Source organism: Variovorax sp. Soil_C_26, assembly GCF_057657075.1.
In genome coordinates this window covers 23,197-44,120 of the sequence record NZ_JBDGJC010000008.1, presented here as the reverse complement: position 1 = coordinate 44,120, position 20,924 = coordinate 23,197, and the positions used below count along the sequence as shown (strand labels likewise).

At 65.7% G+C, this 20,924-nt stretch carries 18 protein-coding genes; 4 read left to right on the top strand and 14 right to left on the bottom strand.

Annotated features, from left to right (window positions below):
* Positions 1-71: 71 nt before the first annotated feature.
* Together AC3A6G_RS21360 and AC3A6G_RS21355 are read right to left on the bottom strand one after the other, a co-directional pair.
* Entirely contained in the window at positions 72-875 is an 804-nt protein-coding gene (locus AC3A6G_RS21360; protein WP_487862079.1) for an IclR family transcriptional regulator, read from the bottom strand.
* A gap of 172 nt (positions 876-1,047) precedes the next feature.
* Positions 1,048-1,950 (bottom strand): LysR substrate-binding domain-containing protein, encoded by a 903-nt coding sequence (locus AC3A6G_RS21355; protein WP_487862080.1) that lies wholly within the window; start codon positions 1,948-1,950, stop codon positions 1,048-1,050.
* Between the two features lie 164 nt (positions 1,951-2,114).
* Between AC3A6G_RS21355 and AC3A6G_RS21350 the strand changes: the two genes are divergently transcribed.
* The 4 genes from AC3A6G_RS21350 (at position 2,115) to AC3A6G_RS21335 (ending at position 6,000) form a co-directional block, all read left to right on the top strand.
* The gene (locus tag AC3A6G_RS21350) at positions 2,115-2,840 is read left to right on the top strand and encodes a DUF1028 domain-containing protein (protein ID WP_487865060.1); all 726 of its coding nucleotides are present in this window, start codon (positions 2,115-2,117) and stop codon (positions 2,838-2,840) included.
* A 19-nt stretch (positions 2,841-2,859) separates the two neighbouring features.
* Positions 2,860-3,828 carry a Bug family tripartite tricarboxylate transporter substrate binding protein gene (locus AC3A6G_RS21345; RefSeq protein ID WP_487862082.1) on the top strand — a complete coding sequence of 323 codons (969 nt, stop codon included), beginning with the start codon at positions 2,860-2,862 and terminating at the stop codon, positions 3,826-3,828.
* Positions 3,829-3,979: 151 nt separating this feature from the next.
* Positions 3,980-4,645, top strand: a complete 666-nt coding sequence (locus AC3A6G_RS21340) for a response regulator transcription factor (protein WP_487862083.1) — start codon at positions 3,980-3,982, stop codon at positions 4,643-4,645.
* Between the two features lie 17 nt (positions 4,646-4,662).
* Positions 4,663-6,000, top strand: coding sequence for an ATP-binding protein (locus AC3A6G_RS21335; protein ID WP_487862084.1), 1,338 nt, complete (start codon positions 4,663-4,665; stop codon positions 5,998-6,000).
* Positions 6,001-6,024: 24 nt separating this feature from the next.
* Here AC3A6G_RS21335 and AC3A6G_RS21330 read toward each other — a convergent pair whose 3' ends face one another.
* The 12 genes from AC3A6G_RS21330 to AC3A6G_RS21275 all read right to left on the bottom strand — a co-directional run bounded on the left by AC3A6G_RS21330 (position 6,025) and on the right by AC3A6G_RS21275 (position 20,888).
* Positions 6,025-6,819: a MipA/OmpV family protein gene (locus AC3A6G_RS21330; protein WP_487862085.1), complete on the bottom strand. Its 795-nt coding sequence runs from the start codon at positions 6,817-6,819 to the stop codon at positions 6,025-6,027.
* A complete protein-coding gene (locus AC3A6G_RS21325; RefSeq protein ID WP_487874490.1) occupies positions 6,812-7,540 on the bottom strand; it encodes an MlaA family lipoprotein in 729 nt (242 codons plus the stop codon). Before AC3A6G_RS21325 ends, AC3A6G_RS21330 begins: the two co-directional genes overlap by 8 nt.
* Positions 7,537-10,626 (bottom strand): efflux RND transporter permease subunit, encoded by a 3,090-nt coding sequence (locus AC3A6G_RS21320; protein ID WP_487874489.1) that lies wholly within the window; start codon positions 10,624-10,626, stop codon positions 7,537-7,539. Before AC3A6G_RS21320 ends, AC3A6G_RS21325 begins: the two co-directional genes overlap by 4 nt.
* 2 nt (positions 10,627-10,628) lie before the next feature.
* Positions 10,629-11,795: an efflux RND transporter periplasmic adaptor subunit gene (locus tag AC3A6G_RS21315; protein ID WP_487874488.1), complete on the bottom strand. Its 1,167-nt coding sequence runs from the start codon at positions 11,793-11,795 to the stop codon at positions 10,629-10,631.
* 13 nt (positions 11,796-11,808) lie between these two features.
* Positions 11,809-13,248, bottom strand: a complete 1,440-nt coding sequence (locus tag AC3A6G_RS21310; protein ID WP_487862089.1) for an efflux transporter outer membrane subunit — start codon at positions 13,246-13,248, stop codon at positions 11,809-11,811.
* 303 nt (positions 13,249-13,551) lie between these two features.
* Positions 13,552-15,117 carry an acyl CoA:acetate/3-ketoacid CoA transferase gene (locus AC3A6G_RS21305; protein WP_487862090.1) on the bottom strand — a complete coding sequence of 522 codons (1,566 nt, stop codon included), beginning with the start codon at positions 15,115-15,117 and terminating at the stop codon, positions 13,552-13,554.
* Complete coding sequence (locus AC3A6G_RS21300) at positions 15,114-15,869, bottom strand: enoyl-CoA hydratase/isomerase family protein (RefSeq protein WP_487862091.1); 756 nt, start codon at positions 15,867-15,869, stop codon at positions 15,114-15,116. Before AC3A6G_RS21300 ends, AC3A6G_RS21305 begins: the two co-directional genes overlap by 4 nt.
* Positions 15,862-17,214: an FAD-dependent oxidoreductase gene (locus tag AC3A6G_RS21295; RefSeq protein ID WP_487862092.1), complete on the bottom strand. Its 1,353-nt coding sequence runs from the start codon at positions 17,212-17,214 to the stop codon at positions 15,862-15,864. The genes AC3A6G_RS21300 and AC3A6G_RS21295 overlap by 8 nt, the downstream gene beginning before the upstream one ends.
* 11 nt (positions 17,215-17,225) lie before the next feature.
* A complete protein-coding gene (locus tag AC3A6G_RS21290; RefSeq protein WP_487862093.1) occupies positions 17,226-18,545 on the bottom strand; it encodes a TRAP transporter large permease in 1,320 nt (439 codons plus the stop codon).
* Entirely contained in the window at positions 18,535-19,059 is a 525-nt protein-coding gene (locus AC3A6G_RS21285; RefSeq protein WP_487862094.1) for a TRAP transporter small permease subunit, read from the bottom strand. The genes AC3A6G_RS21290 and AC3A6G_RS21285 overlap by 11 nt, the downstream gene beginning before the upstream one ends.
* 5 nt (positions 19,060-19,064) lie before the next feature.
* On the bottom strand, positions 19,065-20,105 hold the full coding sequence (locus AC3A6G_RS21280; protein ID WP_487862095.1) for a TRAP transporter substrate-binding protein: 1,041 nt from the start codon (positions 20,103-20,105) through the stop codon (positions 19,065-19,067).
* 102 nt (positions 20,106-20,207) lie between these two features.
* A complete protein-coding gene (locus AC3A6G_RS21275; protein WP_487862096.1) occupies positions 20,208-20,888 on the bottom strand; it encodes a GntR family transcriptional regulator in 681 nt (226 codons plus the stop codon).
* Positions 20,889-20,924 lie beyond the last annotated feature (36 nt).

Genomic DNA, 20,924 nt, shown 5'->3' with positions numbered 1-20,924 from the left:
TTGGAACGTATACATACAAACTTGCAGCGGCAGTCAGTCGCGAAGAAGCGCTTTCGTCGGCACTTGAAAGCTCACGATCGCTTGCGCCTGGCGGGCGAAGGTTTCGCTCGCTCAACGGGTGCGGGATCCGCTGCTGCAGCTTTCGTTGGACGGCTGATGCACTCCGTCAGGGCCGCAGCGGCCTCTATGACGCGCGAGGCCAGGAATTCCTCGTTGAACATCTCGAACTGCCGGACATCGCCAACGACGCTGATGCTGCCGAGCACCCTCTGGTTCTCGTCGAAGATGGGCGCGGAGAGACCCACGCGGCCGACTTCCATCTCTCCACGGGTGACGCAGTAGCCCTTCTTGCGCAACGCGAGCATCTCCTTGGACAGCTGGCGCCACTCCGGCAGCGCGCTGTCCGCCGCCTGGAGTCGATCGAAGACCCGTCGCATTGACCTGGGCTGCAGATGGGCGAGGATGATTCGCCCTGTTGCCCCCCGGTGCAGCGGCATCGCACGGCCGCGTCCGAACTGGAGTGCCGCCATGCCGCTGCCGCCCTCCTCGTGCAGCGTGATCACCGTGTCGTCATAGAGCTCGCTGAGCAGCGCGCTCAGGCCGGTCTCTGCCGCGAGCGCCTCCAGCAGTTCACGGCCGTGGTGAAGCAACGGATCGGTCTGCCTCATCTGGAGATCGAGCTGGATGATCCTCGCGCCGAGAGCGTAGCCGCCGGGCAACCTGACGAGCAAACCTGCCTCGGTGAGTTCGCGGATGTACCGGTAGGCGGTCGACGGACCACAGTCCAGCACCGCGCAAACCCGCGCCGCGTCGACGGTGGGTCTCGACGGCGTGATCAGCCGCAGCACTTCCAGCATCTTGCTCAGGCTGGACATGGATTGCCACTTTCTCTCATATCAGGAATTTCGGTCGGACCTCAGGAGTAGTCGCTGGTATTTAGAACGGATTTACGAATATACGGGAATTTCGCTTTTTTCTCCATCGACAGCAACCCTCCCCTGCCGCATCGCAAGACGCGGCAGCCTGCTTCGCGTGCCGAGCAGAGATCTAGGCGCTTTCCTGTTCGTTCCAGTCCCGCAGGAACCGGATCAGGGCGCGTGCATGCACGGACAAGTCGGCGTCGGGCGGCTTGCAGATCACCATGTCCAGTTGCGCCCATTCGTCGCGCAACCGGACGACGTTGAAGTCGGCAATCCCCCGCATCGACCGTGCCGTCGTTTCCGGGATCAGTGCGATGCCGGCGCCCTGCGCTGCGAGATGGCATGCCATGTCAAAGCCGCGCAGCTGCGCACGGTGCCTGAACTTCCTGCCCTGTCGATGCGCCACGTCTTCGAGCATGACCTGGATCGCCGTTCCGCGACCCAGCCCGACAAAATCAAATTCAAGCAGGTCGACGAAGTCCACCTCCGCTCCATCCGCAAGCGCTCCCTGCACCGGCCCAACGACCACGTAGCGGTCGCTGCGGTAGGGAACGGACTCCAGCGACTTCATGTCGACGGACTGCGCCACGATGCCGAAGTCGGCCTTGCCTTCCCGCACCGCGTCCGGGATCAGGTGATTGGCGACTTCCTCGATGTTCACGTCCACAGCCGGGTTCTGCACCAGGAACCGAGCGAGCGGCCGGCCCAGGAATTCCAGCAGCGACGCGGAGTTGGAATAGACCTTGACGTAGCCACTGGTGCGCTCCGCGTACGCGGCCATCTCGTCCTTGAGCTGCTGCATGCCATCGAGCAGGCGGTAGCTGTGCTGCAGCAGTGCACGCCCTGCGTCGGTGGGCGTGACCCCGAGGCGGTCACGCACCAGCAGCGGCGAACCGATGACGCGCTCCATCTCCTTGATCTGCACGCTGGCCGCGGCCAGCGACCGATGCGCTCTTGCAGCGCCATGGGTGATGCTGCCGGCTTCCACGACGCGCACGAACAAGAGGAGATCCGAGAAATCAAACTGCATGGCGGGTCAATCCAGGGTGATGACCGACGCAATATACGCACCGTTCAGGAGCCTTGTTCGGCAGCGAAGGCAGCCACCCAAACTTGCAAATTGTGTCGCTGTGCCCGTCGCAGGAGACTTGCCGCTCCAACCGGGCCCAGCCCCCAACCAAGGACTCCGACCTCATGACCTACACCATTGCCGCCAGATGCCCGACCAGCGGGAAGCTGGGCATGGCCATCGCCACTTACTCGCTCGTCGCGGGGCAGCTTTGCCGCGGCATGCAGGCCAACGTCGGCATCGCCATCACACAGGCGTTCCCGCGCCAGGCCAATCAGTCCACCGCATTGCGCCTGCTCGGTGCGGGGTTCTCGGCGGCCCATGTGCTGCAGATCCTGCAGGCCGACGATCCGCACGCCGAATACCGCCAGACATGCGTGATGGGCCGCAGCGGTCGCCCGGCCGTGTTCACGGGCACACAGGCCCGCGGCTGGGCCGGCCACTTCATCGGCGAGGACTTCGCGGCCTTCGGCAACGTGCTGGCCGACCAGCGCGTGCTGGACGCCATGTGCGAAGCATTCACCCGGCGAACGGACGATGCCCTCGAGGACCGTCTGCTCGCAGCGATCGAGGCCGCACGGGATGCCGGAGGTCAGGCCGGCCGGAGCGGACGTCTGCCGGAACGATCGGCTGCCATCGTCGTGGTCGACCGGGAGGACTATCCCGAGCTCGACCTCCGGGTGGATTTCCACCCGGCGGCGGTGGACGAACTGCGGCGCCTCCATGATGCCTACCGTCCGTACCACGACTACTACCGCCTGCGCGCGACGGCGCCCGGGACCGGCCTTCCGCAAGAAGAATTTCAAGCCAATCTCGACCGCCAGCACGTCCTCGCACGCGGCACGGCCTGACCCAACCCGGAGTTTCCGAATGCCCCACTCTTTCAGCCGGCGTACCGCCCTCCAGTGGATGGCCTCGACCGCGTTTGGCGCTGCCTTCGCGTCGGCCGCAGCCGACGCCTATCCCAGCCAGCCCGTCAAGATCGTCATGCCGTTCGGCCCGGGAGGCGCGGACGCGCTCTACCGCATCGTGGCGGAGCGGCTCCAGGACCTCTGGAGCCAGCCTGTGCTCATCGACTACAAACCCGGTGCCGCCACGGTGGTCGGTACCGACTTCGTGACCAAGTCCAAGCCCGACGGCTACACGCTCGGCATGGCCGGTGCGAACCTGGCCGTCAACCCGATCTTCTACAAGACGCCGTACAAGCGCGAGGACTGGCGCGGCGTCGCCAATCTGGTGGAAGTGCAGATGGCATTGGTCGCGCGCCCCGATGCCCCGTTCAACAACGTCAAGGAACTGGTCGCCTACGCCAAGGCCAATCCGAACACGGTGAACTACGGCATCGCCGGTCTCGGCGCGACCTATATGGGCATGGAGATCCTGATGCGCCGCGGCGGTTTCTCCATGCTCAAGGTGGGCTTCAACAGCAACGGGACAGCCCAGTCCGAGCTGCTCGGTGGACGCCTGGATGTGCTGGTCGACCCGCTGGTCGGCCTGGCGCAGCACATCAACGCCGGCAAGATGAAGGTGCTGGCCATGCTCGGCGAGAACCGGTTCGAAGGATGGGAACAGCATCCGACGCTGAACGAATCGCTGCCTGGCCTGGCGGTCAGCCCCTACTACGGCGTGATCGTTCCGCGCGCAACGCCGGAACATGTGGTCGCGAAGCTCCAGGCGGATCTGGCGAAGGTCATCGGCGACAAGGGCACGCAAAAGCGCATCGCTGCACTGGGATTGGTGCCGCACTTCCAGACCGCGAAGGAATTCGAGCAACGCTCGGATGCCGATGTGCGCGCCTTCAATGACATGGCAAGGAAGATGAACATCGTCCTGCAGTGATGCGGCTGGCAAGGCGCAACCGCGCACCGCTTGTGATGTCGCCAAGGCATGGACCCGAAATTCTGGCTTCTGCCCTGCTTTTCCGCTTAACGAGAATTTAATCGGGTGGTGTCATGATCCGTTTCGGCGCGATCCACCGAATGTCACCACCATGCACCTCCTTCTCGTCGAAGACGACCGAATGCTCGCAGAGGCGGTATGCGAAGGCGCGAGCCAGATCGCTTGGAGCATCGATCACGTCGGAGATGCCTCGGGTGCGCGCCTGGCTCTCGTGGACCACAACTACTCGGCCATCCTGCTCGACATCGGCCTGCCGGGTGACTCCGGACTGACGGTGTTGCGCGCGCTTCGAAGCCGCTACGACCCGACACCGGTGCTCATGCTGACCGCCCGGGGCCAGCTCAGTGAGCGCATCCAGGGGCTGGATGCAGGGGCCGACGACTATCTGGTCAAGCCGTTCCAGTTCGATGAGCTCTGGGCGCGGGTGAGAGCCGTCATCCGCCGCAGCGAGGGCCGGGTGGTCCCGGTGGTCACGCATGGGGACGTGACGATCGACCGCAGCAAGCGCGTGGTGACACGCGGCGGCACCGAGGTACCGCTGAGCGCGCATGAATACCGCACCCTTCTGGCCCTGCTTGCGCGCCCGGGCCACGTGGTCACGCGCAACCAGTTGCAGGATGTGGTCTACGGGACAAGCAGCACCATCGAGAGCAACACCATCGCCGTCTTCATCCACCAGCTGCGCAGGAAGCTCGGGGACGATGTCATCCGCACGGTGCATGGCCACGGGTACGTGATCGGACAGCCACAAGCATGAGATCGCTGCGGTCCCGGATGCTGACCGTCCTGGCGACGGTGGTGCTCTGCTGGACGATCGCGCTCGCGGCGCTGGTGCTGTATTTCACGCACAGCCAGAACAGCGTCTGGGACGACAAGTTGGAGTCCATCGCCACGCGCTTCCTGCTGTCGCTTCCCGCGGGCAAGGAGCTGCAGGCAAGCGGCGAGAGCCTGAAGCTTCGCCACGCTGCCTCGCCCGACAGCGCACAACTGGTGTTCCAGGTCTGGTTGGACCGCAGCCGCATGGTGGCAAGCACGCCCGGCTCGCCGGCCACGGCGCTGCGGCCGGACTTCGCCGAAGGGCCTGCGACCAGCGTGATCGATGGTGTGCACTGGCGCGTGTATTCCGTCTCCGACAGCACCGGACGCGTCTACGTCCAGGTGGGCAACGTGCACAGCCTGGTCGCCGGCGAGATGCAGAAAAGGGCACTCGTCGCGCTGGCACTCAACACGCTCCTGCTGATGCTGGTCGGCGGGCTGATGTGGTTCGCGGTGCACCGCTCCCTCAGGCCGGTGGAGGCCGTGGGGGCAGCGCTGCGCGGCCGGCGAAGCTTCGATCTCACGCCGCTGTCGGGACAGGCGCTGCCGTCCGAACTCCAGCCTCTGGTCGCGTCGTTCAACCATGTGCTCGCGCAACTGAGCGGGGCGGTGGAAGGCGAGCGCCGTTTCATCGCCGACGCGGCGCACGAACTGCGCACACCGCTTTCCGCGCTCCAGGCCCAGGCGCAGGTCGCCATGCATGCGCAGACGACCGCCGAGAAGGACGCCGCCTTGGCGAAGCTCGTCGTCGTCGTGGAGCGCACCGTCCGGCTGTCGGAGCAATTGCTTGATCTCGCCCGGCTCAATGCCGGTGCAAACGCGCCGGAACACACGAACGCCGACCTCAGCGAACTGATCCTTCACATCATGCGCGAGTTCGAGGTGTACGCACAGAAGCAGTCGCGCTCCATCACCCTTGCCATCGAAGCCGCCCCCATCCAATGCAATGTCGACGAGATCGGCATCCTGCTGCGCAACCTGGTGGACAACGCGCTGCGCCACACGCCCGCGGATGCGCGCATCAGGATCAGTTGCGGACATGACGCCAGCCCCGGCGGACCGTTCGTCTATCTCGAGGTCGCGGACGATGGCCCCGGCGTGCCGGAGGCCGAGCGCGAGGCCATCTTCCGCCGCTTCTACCGGGCTGCCGGCGCCGATGCGCGCGGCAGCGGCATCGGCATGTCGCTGGTAGCGGGCATCGCCCAGCTTCACCACGCGAGGATCCGGACCTCGGAAGGCCTGGAGGGACGCGGCTTAGGCATCCGGATCCTCTTTCCCGCCGCAGAACCCGCCTAGCTTGGTGGCGGGTCCGCCGGATCGTCAAAACCGATAGGCGTAGCCGATCCGCACCGCGGTCGAGCTCGAGCGTTCGACCAGCGGACTCTCCTTGATGCCACTGCCGAGACGCGTTGCGCTGAAGTCGACAAACAGGTTCTGCTTCGGCGCGATCGCGTAGTCGAGGCGCAAGCCCAGTTCGAGATTCACGGTCGAGCGGCCGTCGTAGCGCACGCGGTCGACCCGAGCCTCGGACGCACGCACGCCGTAGTAGTAGCCGACGTACTTCTTGTCGAGCCACTGCGCCGAGACACGCGGCGTGAGGCCGAATGCACCGGATGCAAAACGGCGCTCCAGCTGCAGCTTGAACTTCGTACCGTTGCTGTGACCCGATCCATCCGCCAGGAGTTCGGCCGACAGGTCGGCAGCGTCGCTGCGCCAGGCTGCGGCGCCGCCGAGCCAGACGCCGGCCTTGCGCTCGTCCATGCCGGTGAGATAGGGCGAGTCTTCGGCTTCGTAACCATCGCCGGCATAGCGGGCACGCAGCCGGAACGCCACCGGACCTGCCGACGGCAGTTTCACGTCCAGGCTGGGGCCCTGGATGCTGACGTACCTGTTCTCATACAGGATCAGCGGTAACACGCGCGCCTTGTCGTCGAACTCGCGGTAGGGGCTGCGCTCGAAGCCGAGGCCGATGCCCAGGCCCCATTGAGAGGTGCCCTCCCGGTTTCCGGTGGGCTCTTCAGCCCACGCGGCGGGCGCAGCGAGCCCGCCCAGTGCGAGCGCGGCCATCAGCAAGGCGCGGGCGCCGGCGTCGAGTCGAGGATGGAATTCATTCATCTGTGGGTACCTGAGGGTTGGAAGAAGAAAAGGAGCCGGCATCGGCATCCGTCGATGTGGAAGCCGGCGGATTGCCGTCGTGCACAAGGCTCTGGCGGCGTTGCAGGTAGAAATCACGCACGAAGAGGTAGCGGTCGAGCGCGACCGCGTCGAGCATCGAGGACGCCGACAGCAGCGACGACCGCGCCTGGGTGATCTGCAATGGCATGGCCGCGAGCTCGAACCTCGGCGAGGTGACGTAGTCCACCGGCATGGCCAGCGAATCGCGCAGCACCGAAGGCCCGAGCAGTGGCCAGACCACGTAGGCGCCCGGACCCACGCCCCACCTGCCGAGCGTCTGGCCGAAGTCCTCACCGTGGCGCGGCATGCCCCAAGGTGTTGCGGGATCGAAGATGCCGAACACGCCGACGGTGGTGTTGACTCCGAAGCGGGCCAGGTCCGACAACCCGTCGATCGGGCGGCCCTGCAGGAACAGGTTGATGGCGGAACCCACGTCCAGCGGATTGGCGAAGACATTGCCCACGCTGTGGCGAACCGGTGCGGGCACGACCCTGGCATAGCCGCGCGCCACCGGCGCAAGCACCGCCTCGTCCAGCGCATCGTTGAAGGCGAAGACCCGACGGTTCATCGCCTCCATGGGATCGGGCCGCTGGGGGACGGCACAGCCGACCAGGAGCAGCCCGGAGAGAAGTGCGGCAATTGCAGCGATGCGGCGGGTCATGGCGCGGCCTGCGATGCAGGAACGGATGCGGGCACGGGCGACTGGCGGGCGAAGCGGCGTTTGAACGCCTGCTCGACACCCTCCGCATAGGTGAAGACCACCGGCACCACCAACAGGCTCAGCAAGGTGGATGTGACGAGGCCGCCGATCACGGAGATCGCCATGGGCTGGCGGAAGCTCGCGTCAGGACCAAGCCCGAGCGCGATCGGCAGCATGCCCGCGATCATCGCGAAGGTCGTCATGATGATCGGGCGTGCCCGCTTGTGGCAGGCATCGACCAGTGCATCGAACATCGACAGGCCGCGGTCGCGAATGCCGACCACCGCGTACTCGACGAGCAGGATCGAGTTCTTCGCCACGATGCCCATGAGCATCACGAGGCCGATCATCGACGGCACGTTGAACTCGCTGCGCGCAAGCACCAGAGTGATGAAGGCACCGCCCAGCGACAGCGGTATGGCCGAGAGGATGGTCACTGGCTGCAAGAAGTCCTTGAAGAGCAGCACCAACACGCAGAACATGCAGAGCACGCCGACGAGGATCGCCATGCCGAAGCCCGAGGCGAGCTCCGACGCAAGCTCGGCATCGCCGGTCTCGATCATCGCCACGCCGGAAGGCATCTCCAGCGCTGCCGGCAGCGCGCGTGCCGCGGCCAGCGCGGGCCCCATCGGCATGCCGCCCAGATCGGCACTGACCGTGACATACCGTTGGCGGTCGAATCGATCGATCTGCGCCGGACCGCTTTCCAGCGAGAGCGTGGCAACGCTGCCGAGCGGCACAAGGCCGGTTCGCGCCGGCACGCGCAGGTTCGACAGCACCGCAAGATCCTGGCGCGCCGCATCCGCAACGCTTACCCGGATGCCGACCTGCCGCTGGTCGAGGTTGAGCTTGGCCAGCTGGGCGTCGAAATCGCCGCTGGTGGCGATGCGGACCGTCTCCCCGATCACCGTGGTGCTCACGCCGAGCTCGGCGGCGCGCTGCAGGTCGGGGCGCACGACGATCTCCGGGCGCTCCAGGCTGGCGGTCGATGCAATGCCCGTGAGGCCGCTCAAACCGCGAAGCTCACGTTCGAATGCCTGCGCGCTGGACTTGAGCGCCTCCGCGTTGTCGCTTGCCAGGATCAGCGACAGCTTCTCCCCGGGGCCTTCGCCGGCAACGGCGAACCGCGCACCCGGAACGCCCGCCAGCGCCTGACGCACCTTTTTCTCGACCTCCATCTGGCCGGGCCGCTCGTCGCGCGGCGCCAGCACCAGGGTCAGCGTGCTCCTTCGCACGTCGGAGGCCGGCGCGTCGCCGCCCGGAGGCGCGACGCCCGCGGCCGTGAACACGCCGCGTACGCCCGGGATCTGAACGAGTGCGAGACGGGCTCGCTCCGACGCGGCGAGCGTCTCCGCCAGCGAGCTGCCGGGCGCAAGCTCGAGGTTGACCGAGATGAAGCCCCGGTCCGATGGCGGGATCAGGCCGCTCGGAATCAGTGGCACCAGTGCAAGCGCGCCCAGGAAGAAGGCAGTGGCTGCCCCCAGCGTCGTCTTGCGATGGGCCAGGCACCAGCGCACGGCGGCAAGATAGCCGCGCATCAGTGCGCCGTCCTTCCCGGATTCGGCTTCATGCGGCCGGTCCTTGAGCAGCCAGGCCGCCATCATCGGTGTGAGCAGCCGCGCCACCAGCAGCGACGACAGCACCGCGATCACCACCGTCCAGCCGAACTGCCTGAACAAGAGCCCCGGTATGCCGCTCATCAGCGCTGTCGGCACGAACACGACCACCAAGGTCATCGTGGTCGCGATCACGGCCAGGGCGATCTCGTTGACCGCGTCGACGGTCGCCAACTGCACCGGCTTGCCCATCCGGCGATGGCGTTCGATGTTCTCGATTTCGACGATCGCGTCGTCCACCAGAATGCCCACGACGACCGCCAGCGCAAGCAGCGTCAGCATGTTGAGGGAATAGCCGAGCCACGCCATGGCTGCAAAGGCCGGCAGGATCGACAGCGGCAGTGCCGCTGCCGCCACCAGCGTCGCGCGCCAGTCGCGCAGGAACCACCAGACGACCAGCACGGCCAGGATCGCGCCCTCGTACAGCATCTGCATCGAGCCGCGGTACTGCTCGCGGGTGTAGTCGACCGAGCCCGACACGGGTGTTACGCGCAGCTTCGGATCGTTCGCCTCCAGCTTCGCGATCGCCTTGGCGACGCCGTCGGCGATGCGGGTCTCGTCGAAGCCCTTGGCCCGGTAGACGCTGAAGCCGACCACCGGCTGGCCGTTCAGCAATGCGCCCTGCGTCCGCTGCGCGGAGGCGTCGTGGACAGTGGCCACCTGGTCGAGGCGCAGCTCGCGGCCGTCGGCCAGGGTGAGCGGCAGCGCGGCCAGCTCTCCCGCTTGCTTGACCGTTGCGACCGTGCGCACCGACTGTTCGGCAAGGCCCAGCTGGGTACGCCCTCCGGACGCGTCCATCTGCGTACGGCGAAGCCCGCGCGAGACATCGACGGCCGTCACGCCGTGGGCGGCAAGCCGGACCGGATCGACTTCGACGCGCACCTCGCGCTGCACGCCGCCCTGCCGGTCGACCCGGCCCACGCCGGGCACCGCCAGCAAGGCCTTGCTGACCGTATCGTCGACGAACCATGAGAGCGCTTCGTCGGTCATGCGCGTCGAGGCGATGGCGTAGGTGAGGATCGGACCGCCGCCGACGGTCACCGCGCTGACGGCCGGCTGCAGCAGATCGACAGGCAGATCCGATCGGATCCGGTCGACGGCATCTTTCGTGTCGAGGAGCGCGTCCGACAGGCGCTTCTCGAGCGCGAACTCGGCGCGGATCTCGACCTGGCCCTCGGTGATCGAGGTGCGTGTGTGCTTGAGCAGGCCGACAGCGGCCAGCGAGTTCTCGACCTTGCGCGCGACCTCGACCTCAAGCTGGGCCGGGGCCGCGCCGGGTTGCGCCAGGACGATGCTCACTGCGGGCAACTCCATGTCCGGCAGCGCCTGGATCGACAGCTGCTCGAACCCGCGCAGGCCCGCCAGCGACAACAGCACGAACATCAGGATCGCAGGAATGGGATTGCGAAGCGACCAGGTGGCGAAGTTCATGCTCATCCTCGCGCCGGAAGGTCGGCAGAGACCAGCGGTGCGCTGGCCGCCGGCCGTGCGATGCGAACCACGTCGCCATCGTTCAGGAGCCCGGCGCCCTGGGCCACCACGCGCTCACCCTCGCGCAGCGCTTCCATGATCTCGACCTCGCCGCCCTGGCGCCGGCCGAGCGTCACGGCCTGCGCGGCCACATGCGCGGCGCCGCCCTCTTCCTGGACCTTGAAGACGTAGCTGCGGCCATCGCGAATCACGACGCTGGCCGCGGGTACGACCATGGCGGGCCGCTGCGCGAGCACGATGCGGCCGGCGGCATACATGCCGGCACGCGTGCTTCCCGGGCGCGTGATGTCTGCATACACCATGCCCATGCGCGAACGCGCGTCCAGCGCGGGCGCGGTCTGGCGGACGCGCGCCGTGGCGCTGCCGCCGTCGGGCAGGCTGAGTTCGACGCGCTGGCCTTCCACGATGTCCAGCAGCTGCATGGCAGTGACTTCGCCGCGCCATTCCAGCCGCTGCTGGCGGATCAGGCGAAACAACTCCTGGCTGCTTGCTCCCACCGCCCCCAGCGAGGCACTGCGCGCGCTGATCACACCGTCGTCGGGCGCGACAACATTGGCATGGCGCAACTGGACCTGTTTCGCTTCCAGCTGGGCCTGCGCAATCTCGACCTGCGCGCGCGCAGTTTCGGCCTGGGTGACGTACTGCTGGACCTCCTGGTCGCTGATTCCCCCACTGCCGCGCAGCGCGAGGGCGCGTTGCTCATTGGCGTTGGCCTGGGCCGCCGTGGCACGCGCTTGCACGGTCGCGGCGCGCAACTGGGCGACCTCGGCGCGCAGGCCGGTGTCGTCGTACCGCGCCAGCACCTGGCCGCGCTTGACCGGATCGCCGACGTTCACGTTGACCTCGGTCAGGCGCAGGCCTGCCGCCTGCGATCCGACGATCGCTTCCTGCCAGGGCACGATCGTGCCCGTGGCATCGAGCACGGCAGGCCAGGTGACCTGCCGTGCCGCCGCAACGGTGACCGTCAACGCAGGCGGCACCCCGGGCGGCGGCGTGGTCGCCGCGGCCCGGGGCAGTGCCGCGACGAGCACGGCGCCGGTGGCAACGACGGCTGCGGCGACCAGCAACGGCACGCGCAGCGATCGCCAACGCGCCAACGAAGGCAACATCCCTGCGAGGGGCTCAGCGTGCTGATAGACGGGGTAGAACATAGGCGTTGCTTTCGGTGGTGATGGCAGTGGGCCCGGCCGCGCGCACCAGCGCGACCCAGGCCTGGGCGGCGTCATGCGCCGCCGCGATGGCGCTGTCCTGCGCAGCGGATTCCTGCCGCCGCGCGTCTTCGAGTTCGAACAGGCTCACGGCGCCCGCGCGCCATTGCGCTTCGGTGGCGGCCAGCGTGCGCCTTGCAGCATCGGTCGATTCACGCGTGCTGGCGATGCGTTCGCGGGAGGACGCGACGGCGGCCAAGGCGTTCTCCACCTCCTGGCTCGTCGTGCGCAACACCGCACGCAGCGTGGCTGCCGCGGCCCGATGCCTTGCCTGTGCACCTTCGACCTGCGCGGCGCCGGCACCTCCGTCGAAGACAGGCGCCGACAACGCCGGCGTCAGTGCCCAGGTCGTGAAGTCGAGCGTGCTGCCACCCGCGCGAAGCCACTGCCCGCTGATCGCCGCCGCAAGGTCGATTCGCGGCAGTCGTTCTGCCCGCGCGACCGCGATCTGCTCCCAGCTCGCAGCCACTTCACGTTCGGCCGCAACGACGGCAGGATGCGCGGCGAGCACCGTCGCGGGCAGGGCCAGCGCAACGGGCGGCGCCTTCGGCATCACCGCGGCCGTGCCGGCGGACGGGACCGCGCTGCGAACCTGCGCAGCATCGCGACCGGTGAGTGCCGACAGACCATTGACGATGCGCGCACACGATTCATTGCGAAGCGCCAGGCTGGTCCGCACAGCGGCGAGACCGCTTTGCGCGCGAGCCACGTCGACGGGCGCGACAAAACCTGTCGCCAGTCGTCGAAGCGTCAGCGCAAGGACCGATTCGCGCGAACGGATGTCCTCGCGCACAACGGCGCGCGAGAAGTCGCAGGCGCGCAGTGCCAGCACCGAGTTGGCGATCTGCGCCGCAAGGCTCAGCCGCGCGGCCTCCGCGTCAGCCGTACGGGCATCCAGCCGATGCTTTGCCGCCTCGACCGACTTTCGGACCCGGCCAAAGAGATCGATCTCCCAGCTCAAGCCGAGTCCTGCAGAGGCGGTGGTCTCGAGCGAGGTGGCCGAGGTGTCTCCGCTTGTGCCGAGGCTGCGAGCCCGCGTCGCCGTGCCGTTCAGCGAGATCGCTGGCAGGCGCTGCGCCGCGTCGCTGCCGAGACTTGCACGCGCCTCATCGACACGCGCCACGGCCTGCGCCACCGACGGGCTGTCGGCCATTGCATGGTCAGCCAGTTCGTTGATGGCGCTGTCGTTGAGGAGCGTCCACCAACGATTACCGGGGAATGCAGCCGCCGCATCGGGAAGAGGCACCGCTGCCGACCATGCTGTCGGCGCAGAAAACGCCGGAGGCCGGTAGTCCGGCTGCGTCGTGCAGCCGCCCGCGACCAGGACGCCTGCAACGATGGCCGCCCCCGCCATGGCTCTCGGCCCCCCCGCGAAGATCGCAGAGGCTCTCACGCCGGCGTCTTGCCGCAGCGGTGGCGACCCTGCAACTCATGCGCGGATCGCGGCGCGGTGCAAGGCACGTAAGTTTCGATGTGGCGGTTCGGCACGGTGACTCCAGTTCGATGCGAGCTCGGACGACATGTCTTTGCTGGCAGGACTCGATGCTGAACACCGCCGGTTAATAACTTTTTGTGTAGATTGGGATTTGATTAATGGCGCGAAACGCACCTCAAGATCAAGATGCCTCTGGCAGCACGGGTCGGTGCGGGAGCGGGTTCAGCGGAAGAGCGCTGCGTCCATTTCGCGCAGGTCGGCCGCAAGGCGCACCGTCACTCCGTCCAACATGTCGAGCACTTGGGTCTGCAGATCGATCCCGGGTGCGATTTCCGTCAGCACCAGCGCGTCGGGGTGGACTTCGAAGACCGCGCGCTCGGTGATGATCTTGGCCTGTTGGCCGCGCTCGGCCACGTTGCGCCGCACGGGGTAGGTGATGTGGTCTGCGGCCTTCACGAACTTCCTGACCTTGCCTTCCTTGAGGATGACCAGCTTGCCATCCTTGAACTCGACCTCGAGGCCGCCCGTGGTGAACGTGCCGGTGAACAGCAGCTCCCGCGCGTTATAGGCAATGTCGATGAAGCCGCCGGCGCCCGGATTGGCGACGCCGAAGCGCGAGACATTCACGTTGCCCGCCTCGTCGAACTGGGCAAAGGCCAGGGCCGCGAATGGGCATCCGCCGCCATCGATGAAATCGAACTGGCTGACACCGTCCAGCAACGCCTCGGGGTATTTGTTGGCCGAGAACTGCCAGCCACTCATCACCAAGCCGCCGAACGGGCCATGTTCTGTTGTGAATTGGTAGTCGCGGTACCCGCCTTCCTTGAAATGGCCGTCTTCCAGCAGGACGGTGGGCACGTCGGACGAAGCACCGAAACCAAAGATGGAGGTCACGCCTGGCCGCACTTCGAGCGCCGCGCGCCGCGCAATGATCTTGTCCGTGCCGAGAGGCAGACGGTCATCCGTCTGGCCATCCCAGGGCACACCGCCCAAATAGCTTTCTTCATACGGCACCTGAGTGGTCATCATCTGATGCTCGTCCACCACCACCTTGTCGACCAGCACGCCGGGGATCTTGACCATGGTCGCAGGGCGGCTGCCTCGCTCCACGATCCGGCGGACCTGAGCGATGACGGTGCCGCCGCATGCCTTGACCGCCAGTGCGATCTGAAGCGCTGCGGAATGAATGGGTTCGTCCTCGAATGACAGGTTGCCGAATTCGTCGGCCGTCGAAGCCCTGATGAAGCCCACATCGAGCGGCCAGCTCGGGTAGAACAGGTAGTCCTCGCCCTCGAATTCAACGCGTTTGATCAGGTCGTCTTCGGCGAGCGTGGTGAATTTGCCGCCGGTCTGGCGCGGATCGGCATAGGTGTCGAGGCCGATCTTCGTGAGGTAGCCCGGACTGCGCCGCGCGACTTCGCGCAGCCAGTGCATGCTGGCGCCTATGGGCCAGCTGTAGGCTTCGATGCGGTTTTCCCGGATCAAGCGCATCAGCTCGGGGCGCTTGCCGGTCACGGGATCGACCGGGTTGACGTAGGAGCCGGACACGATGCGCTTCATGAGGCCTTCGATCGCCACATGGTCCATGCCTCGGATGGCCATCGCATCGCCGGTGCCGCAGGGAAAATAGAAGGTCACATCGCGCGGTTCGGCCGATGCCTTGAAACGGTCCGCCAGGCCCTTGAGCAGCGCATCCGGCGTGATCCATCCGATCACACCCACGCTGGCCACCGCATCGCCGCTTTTGACGACCGCAACGGCTTCTTCCACCGAGCAGATCTTGCTCATACTTTCACTCCGAATTTCCTGAGGGTCGCCTGCGCAGTGGCATGGCGGCAGTTGTCCTTGAAGAAGTGCGACGCGAGCAGATCGCCGCCTTCACCATCGGGGGCGCCGTGCGAGGCGAAGTACAGCTTCGTGGCGGCAATGGCTTCTTGCGGAAGGCGGGCATAGGAGGCAGCGACCTCGATCGCACGGTCCAGGGCCGCGCCGTCTTCGGTGAGGTGATCGGCCAGCCCGAGGCGCATCGCCTCGTCGCCGTGGAACGGTGTGCCGCCCCAGACCAGTTGCCGGGCCCGCGTGCGGCCGACGCGACTGATCACCGATTCGAGGCCCCATGGCGGGATCCATCCGATCTCGACCTCCGGGAGATTCCAGCGGGTGGAGCGCGCCGTGACCACCACGTCGCAACTAGCCGCCAGCACAAAGCCGCCGCCCAGTGCGAAGCCCTCCACGGCGGCAACGACGGGTTTGCGCAGCATGGCGATCTCGCGGCAGAAGAGCGCGGTGCGGGCTTCGTGGGCACACATGTCGTCCAACGACATGGCGCCGAGTTCCTTGAGGTCGCTGCCGGCGCAGAAGCCAGGCGCTCCGCCCGTCAGAACGATGGCGCCCACGTCCTCCCTGCCATCGAGCTGGGTCATCGATTCGCGCAGGCGCGCCACCAGCGCATCGCCCAGCGCATTGCGCCGCGCGGGGCGAGCGATCGTCAGCACGGCAACGCGGCCGCGCACATCCAGGTTGAGTTCTTCGTCATGCATCGAGTTGGGCTCCATCCTTGTTTAAGAGTGTTCTGACATCGGAGGCGCGCAGGCTGCGCACCGAAACTTTTTCCTTAACGCTGAGGGCTGCGGCATGGCCCATTGCGTGTCCGTAGCTGAAACATTGCGCAGTCACGCGCGCGGACGCCATGGCTTCGTGTTGTGCGCTGAGGCAGCGGCCCGTCGCCAGCAGGGATTCGCCCTGGCGCGGAATGAAGCAGCCCAGCGGAATGTCGTAGTGGTCCTCGTACAGCCACGAAAGCCGTGGCTTGCTCCCGCTGTGCAATTCGATCGGCCAGGCTGAACGGGCAATGGCGTCGGATCGCTTGCGTCCGGTTTCCACGTCCTGGTTCTGCAGGGTGTCGATGCCCGCGATCTGGCGGGTCTGGCGCACGCCGACCTGCACGCCGGTGTCGTTGAGCGTGGCGCTTTCGCAGCCGGCCAGGTTCGCCCGGAAGAACGCCCAGTACTGGCGTGCCTGCCGGCGGCCCTCGACTTCGGCTTCGGTGAGGTCGGCCGCCACCAACGGGTTGAGTTCACGTCCGTCGCGGCCGATGACGCGCGTGCAGTTGCAAAGCAGTTCGTTCTCGCGCGGCGTCGGGAACAGGAAGGCCTTGGTGCGAGGCAGTTCGTAGGTGCCCGCGGCGTTTGCCGCCAGAATCGCCTTGGACACGGCCTCGGGCATGATCGCGTCGCTGCCGTAGGTTGCCAGGAAGCGCTCCACGTCCACGTTTCCCATCCGGAAGATCATGGTGGGGTTCTGTACTTTTCCGTTCGCGCCCACATTCGTCGGCAAGCCAGCCATTGCAAATATGTCGGCGTCGCCACTGGCATCGATGGTGACCTGTGCACGGATGTCGATGGCGCCCTGTTTGGTGAAGGCTCTTACGCCTTCCACGCGCTCACCCCCCTCCATGTGCACGCCGATCACGGTTGCGTGATAGATCACCTGAACACCATGGCGCTGCAGCAGTTCATCGCCGGTTTCCCGCCACGCCAATGGCTCGTGCACCAGCGTATAGGTGTCGCCGTAACGCACTGGCCCAGTCAGTCCGCCTCTGCCGTTCATGGCGGTGATGAATTCGTCGACGAAGCCGAAGACGATCTTTTCCGGCTTGCCCGCAGCGTCGGGGCGTGCGAGGTACAGACCGCAGATGGTGCCCGACAGGCCGGCCACTGCCGCGCCACCGCAGAAGCCGTAGCGTTCGAGCAGCGTCACTTTCAGCCCTTGCCGCGCCGCCGTGCAAGCCGCTGCCAAGCCGGCCGCGCCGCCGCCTACCACCAGCACATCGGTCGTGACCATCTCTACCGGACGGCTGTCCAGCAATCGCGATTGACTCGTCATGAGCAACTCCTTCAGTTGTCGAGCATGGTGCGCGGCAGCCACAGCGCGATTTCCGGGAAGGCAACCAGCATCAGGACGGCCAACACCTGGATGCCGATGAAGGGCCAGACGGAGCGGAAGATGTCGCCCATCGTGATGCCGGGCGGCGCGGCGCCCTTGAGGTAGAAGGCCGCGGGTCCGAATGGCGGAGAGATGTAGGAGATCTGCATGTTCATGCAGAACAACACACCGATCCAGATTGGATCGAAGCCGAGAGCGACCAGCACAGGCACGAAGATCGGCGCGGTCAACAGCAGGATGCCGATCCAGTCGATGATGCAGCCGAGGACGACCCACACCAGGTTGACGACCAGCAGGATGCCCCACTTGCCAATGGGCAGCCCGGCAATCAGGTCCTTGAGGTACTGGGTGCCGCCGGCAATGGTGTAGATGCCGATCAGCGCGGAAGCACCGAAGAACAACCAGTACAGCATGCAGGTGACCTTGGTGGTCTCCACCACGGCGCTGGACATGCCGGCCCAGCTCAGGCGCCGATTCACTGCGGCTGCCACCACCGCGCCGGCGACACCGATGCCTGCCGCTTCGGTCGGCGTGGCAACGCCCATGTACAGGGAACCAAGAACCCCGAAAGCTACGGCGCCCGGCAGGATCAGCTTCTTGAGATAGCCGATTTTCTCCGACAGGGGAATGTTGATTTCCTCTGGCGGCGCAGCGGGTGCGATCTCGGGTTTCAGATAAGAGATCGTGACCACATAGATGATGTAGAGCCCTGCCAGCATGAGGCCGGGCAGGATGCCCGCCATGTAGAGCTGTCCGATGGAAGTGCCGGTCGTCAATGCATACATGATCAGGACCACGCTGGGAGGAATCAGCGTGGCAAGTCCACCGCCGGCGCAGATGGAGCCCAGCGCGAGCGACTTTCCGTACCCGCGCTTGAGCATGGCCGGCAGCGCCACGACACCCATCGTCACGATCTCTGCACCGATCACGCCGACCATCGCCGCCATCAGCGCGCACGAAATGATCACAGCGACGGCAAGGCCTCCACGGATGCGCCCGGACCACACGTACGCGGCCTTGAAGATGTCTTCTGCGATGCCGGCTTTTTCGAGCACCATCGCCATCAGGATGAAGAGCGGCACGGAGACCAGGATCTGGTTCCCCATGAGTGTGAAGACGCGGCTGACGATCAGATTCAACGTGTTCACGTCGAACAACCAGACGCCGAACACCACAGCGACGGCGCCGGTTGCGAATGCGATGGGCACACCGACCACCAGCGCCGAAACGAGCGCCAGAAGCAGGAGAAGGGTCAAGGTATCAACGGCCATGAATGTCTCTTGCAGCGGGATTGGGGGCAAGGCCGAGATCGACCAGCAAATTGGCGAAGCCTTGCAGCAGCAGCAGGACGCCGGCGATCGGAATGGCGAGCTTCACGGGCCACAGCGCCGGATTCCAAAGCGTGCCGCTTCCCTCGTGCTCGCGGATCGACGCCAAGGCCAGTTCCGCGCCGAAATAGATCAGCGTCAGGCAGTAGATCGAGAACAGGCCGAACGCGATGACGTCGACGTACTTTTTCAAACGGCCGCCACGGTCCGCGATGGGCTGGTACACCAGATCGACGATCACATGCTTGCGATGCAGCAGCGTGAAGCCACCGCCTAGCGCATAGGCCATGCCGGCGAGGTAGGTCATGGATTCGTCGGCCCACAGGGATGGTGCATTGAACACGCCCCGGCCGATGACTTCCTTGAGGATGATCAGGACGACTGCCACGATGAGCAGGCCGGCAATCCGGCCGACCCACTCGTTCACATGTCCCACGAATCGGACGTAGTGGTTCATGCGCGTCAGGCCAGCAGCTTCAGTTCACGCAGAAAGGCGCGCTGGGATTCCGCCGCCTGTTTGGCGAGCGGCCCCTTCGCGGCCCATTCATCAACCACGCCTTGGGCGACCTGGCGCGCACGAGCGATGTCGGCATCCGACCACACCACCAGTTCGACACCCTTTTTCTGCACTTCGGCCGCGACGCGTTTGTCGTTCTCGGCAATGCGGCTCACCTGGGTGGTCGAGAACTCGCGCCAGGTACGCTCCAGGATCTGTTTGACATCGTCGGGCAGGCTTTTCCAGGCACTGGCATTGACTGTGAAATCCTGGATGGGCATCGAGTGGAAGCCGGGGAAAGTCGCGTACTTGGCGACCTCGAAGAACCCGACCTTGGCATTGACCGAGATCGTGGACCAGTCGACGCTGTCGACAATGCCTTTCTCGATGGCGGAGTAGGCCTCACCGCCGGGCAGGACGACGATGGACGCGCCCATCTTGGCGATGGTTTCCGCAGCAATGCCCTGGGCGCCACGGTGCTTGATACCCTTGAAATCCTCGGGACGCCGGATGGGCTTCTTCGACGTGAGGGACTCGACGCCCCACCAGGTCGCGCCCACGGTGTAAGCGTTGAAGCGCTGGTAGGCCTTGCGCAGCATCTCGATGCCGCCCTTCTCGTACAGCCAGCGGTTCTGCTGCTCCGGCGAGCGGTATCCGAAGGCGAAGTCGCCGATGACGGCCAACGCCGGCTCCTTGCCCGCCCAATAGCCAGGGTACGTCGACTGGCCCTGCAGTACGTTCTGGCTGACTGCATCCAGGGTTTCGAAGGCGCCCACCACAGCGCCGGCCGCAAAGGTCTGGATCTCGAGCCGGCCGCCCGTATTGACCTTCACCTTCTCGGCGAATTCCTCGAAGTACTTGAAAGTGTCTTCGCCCGCGCTCCAGAGGGTCTGAACCCGCCACTTGGTCGGCTTCTGTCCGAAGACGATGGCGGGCATCCCGGCAATCAGTGCTGTTGACGACGCGGCAACCGCCTGCAGAACCCGGCGTCGATGAAAGTTGGTCATTGTTGTCTCCTGGTTGGGCATGGAAGCCGGTCAAAGGCTGGTATATCTGAACTAGTGTTAGTAATATATTAAGGAGGGCAAAAAAAAACTATAGGGTTTACGCTAGCCTCTGATGCCGTGGCTGCTCCCGAGCAAATTCCTGGTGAACTGCTCGGCGATGTCACTGACGTTGTCGCAGTGCTGGGCTACTTTTGATTCGTCACCGGCGACAATGGCACGCGTGAGTTCGGCATGTGCTGGACCCACCACAGGAAGGTTGTTGAAAGCACGATGGTGCGCAAAATAGAACCGCTGCGACAGCGTGTGGAGCGGGCGGAGAGCGCGAGCTGCAAATTTGTTTCGCGCGCACTGCGCAACGAACCGCTTGATTTGGAAGTGAAACTGAAGGTACGCCTCGGCCTGCTGCGACTCTCCAGCGCGCTGTATGCCGTCTGCCATTTCGAGCAGTTGTCTGCGCTCGTCGTCGGTGCATCGAACTGCCGCACGAATCGACACCAGTTTCTCCAACACCCGGCGCGCGTCCAGCACCGCCATTTGGTCCTCGACAGAGATTTCGCTCACCACGATCCCCGCGCGCCGGATCACGGTTACGAGACCGTCGATGGCCATGCTCACGACCGCCTCGCGAACCGGAGTGCGGCCGATGTCGAGCAGTTCGCTGAGGGAACCCTCGGTCCAGACGGAGCCCGGAGGCAGAATGAGCGTGACGAACCGCGTTTCCAACTCCCTGCGCGCTTTTTCGACCAGGGTGGGTTCAGGCGTGAAGTGCAGATCTTTATGCATATATCGTTGGAATTCTTGTGAAATACCAAGCGAGGA

Bases quoted from the DNA above. Each gene is read 5' to 3' on its own strand.
- AC3A6G_RS21335 (WP_487862084.1), top strand. From the start codon at position 4,663: ATGCTGACCGTCCTGGCGACGGTGGTGCTCTGCTGGACGATCGCGCTC.
- AC3A6G_RS21300 (WP_487862091.1), bottom strand. From the start codon at position 15,869: ATGCATGACGAAGAACTCAACCTGGATGTGCGCGGCCGCGTTGCCGTG.
- AC3A6G_RS21355 (WP_487862080.1), bottom strand. From the start codon at position 1,950: ATGCAGTTTGATTTCTCGGATCTCCTCTTGTTCGTGCGCGTCGTGGAA.
- AC3A6G_RS21290 (WP_487862093.1), bottom strand. From the start codon at position 18,545: ATGGCCGTTGATACCTTGACCCTTCTCCTGCTTCTGGCGCTCGTTTCG.
- AC3A6G_RS21360 (WP_487862079.1), bottom strand. From the start codon at position 875: ATGTCCAGCCTGAGCAAGATGCTGGAAGTGCTGCGGCTGATCACGCCG.
- AC3A6G_RS21280 (WP_487862095.1), bottom strand. From the start codon at position 20,105: ATGACCAACTTTCATCGACGCCGGGTTCTGCAGGCGGTTGCCGCGTCG.
- AC3A6G_RS21350 (WP_487865060.1), top strand. From the start codon at position 2,115: ATGACCTACACCATTGCCGCCAGATGCCCGACCAGCGGGAAGCTGGGC.
- AC3A6G_RS21320 (WP_487874489.1), bottom strand. From the start codon at position 10,626: ATGAACTTCGCCACCTGGTCGCTTCGCAATCCCATTCCTGCGATCCTG.
- AC3A6G_RS21275 (WP_487862096.1), bottom strand. From the start codon at position 20,888: ATGCATAAAGATCTGCACTTCACGCCTGAACCCACCCTGGTCGAAAAA.
- AC3A6G_RS21285 (WP_487862094.1), bottom strand. From the start codon at position 19,059: ATGAACCACTACGTCCGATTCGTGGGACATGTGAACGAGTGGGTCGGC.
- AC3A6G_RS21330 (WP_487862085.1), bottom strand. From the start codon at position 6,819: ATGAATGAATTCCATCCTCGACTCGACGCCGGCGCCCGCGCCTTGCTG.
- AC3A6G_RS21345 (WP_487862082.1), top strand. From the start codon at position 2,860: ATGCCCCACTCTTTCAGCCGGCGTACCGCCCTCCAGTGGATGGCCTCG.
- AC3A6G_RS21340 (WP_487862083.1), top strand. From the start codon at position 3,980: ATGCACCTCCTTCTCGTCGAAGACGACCGAATGCTCGCAGAGGCGGTA.
- AC3A6G_RS21325 (WP_487874490.1), bottom strand. From the start codon at position 7,540: ATGACCCGCCGCATCGCTGCAATTGCCGCACTTCTCTCCGGGCTGCTC.
- AC3A6G_RS21315 (WP_487874488.1), bottom strand. From the start codon at position 11,795: ATGTTGCCTTCGTTGGCGCGTTGGCGATCGCTGCGCGTGCCGTTGCTG.
- AC3A6G_RS21305 (WP_487862090.1), bottom strand. From the start codon at position 15,117: ATGAGCAAGATCTGCTCGGTGGAAGAAGCCGTTGCGGTCGTCAAAAGC.
- AC3A6G_RS21295 (WP_487862092.1), bottom strand. From the start codon at position 17,214: ATGACGAGTCAATCGCGATTGCTGGACAGCCGTCCGGTAGAGATGGTC.
- AC3A6G_RS21310 (WP_487862089.1), bottom strand. From the start codon at position 13,248: ATGGCGGGGGCGGCCATCGTTGCAGGCGTCCTGGTCGCGGGCGGCTGC.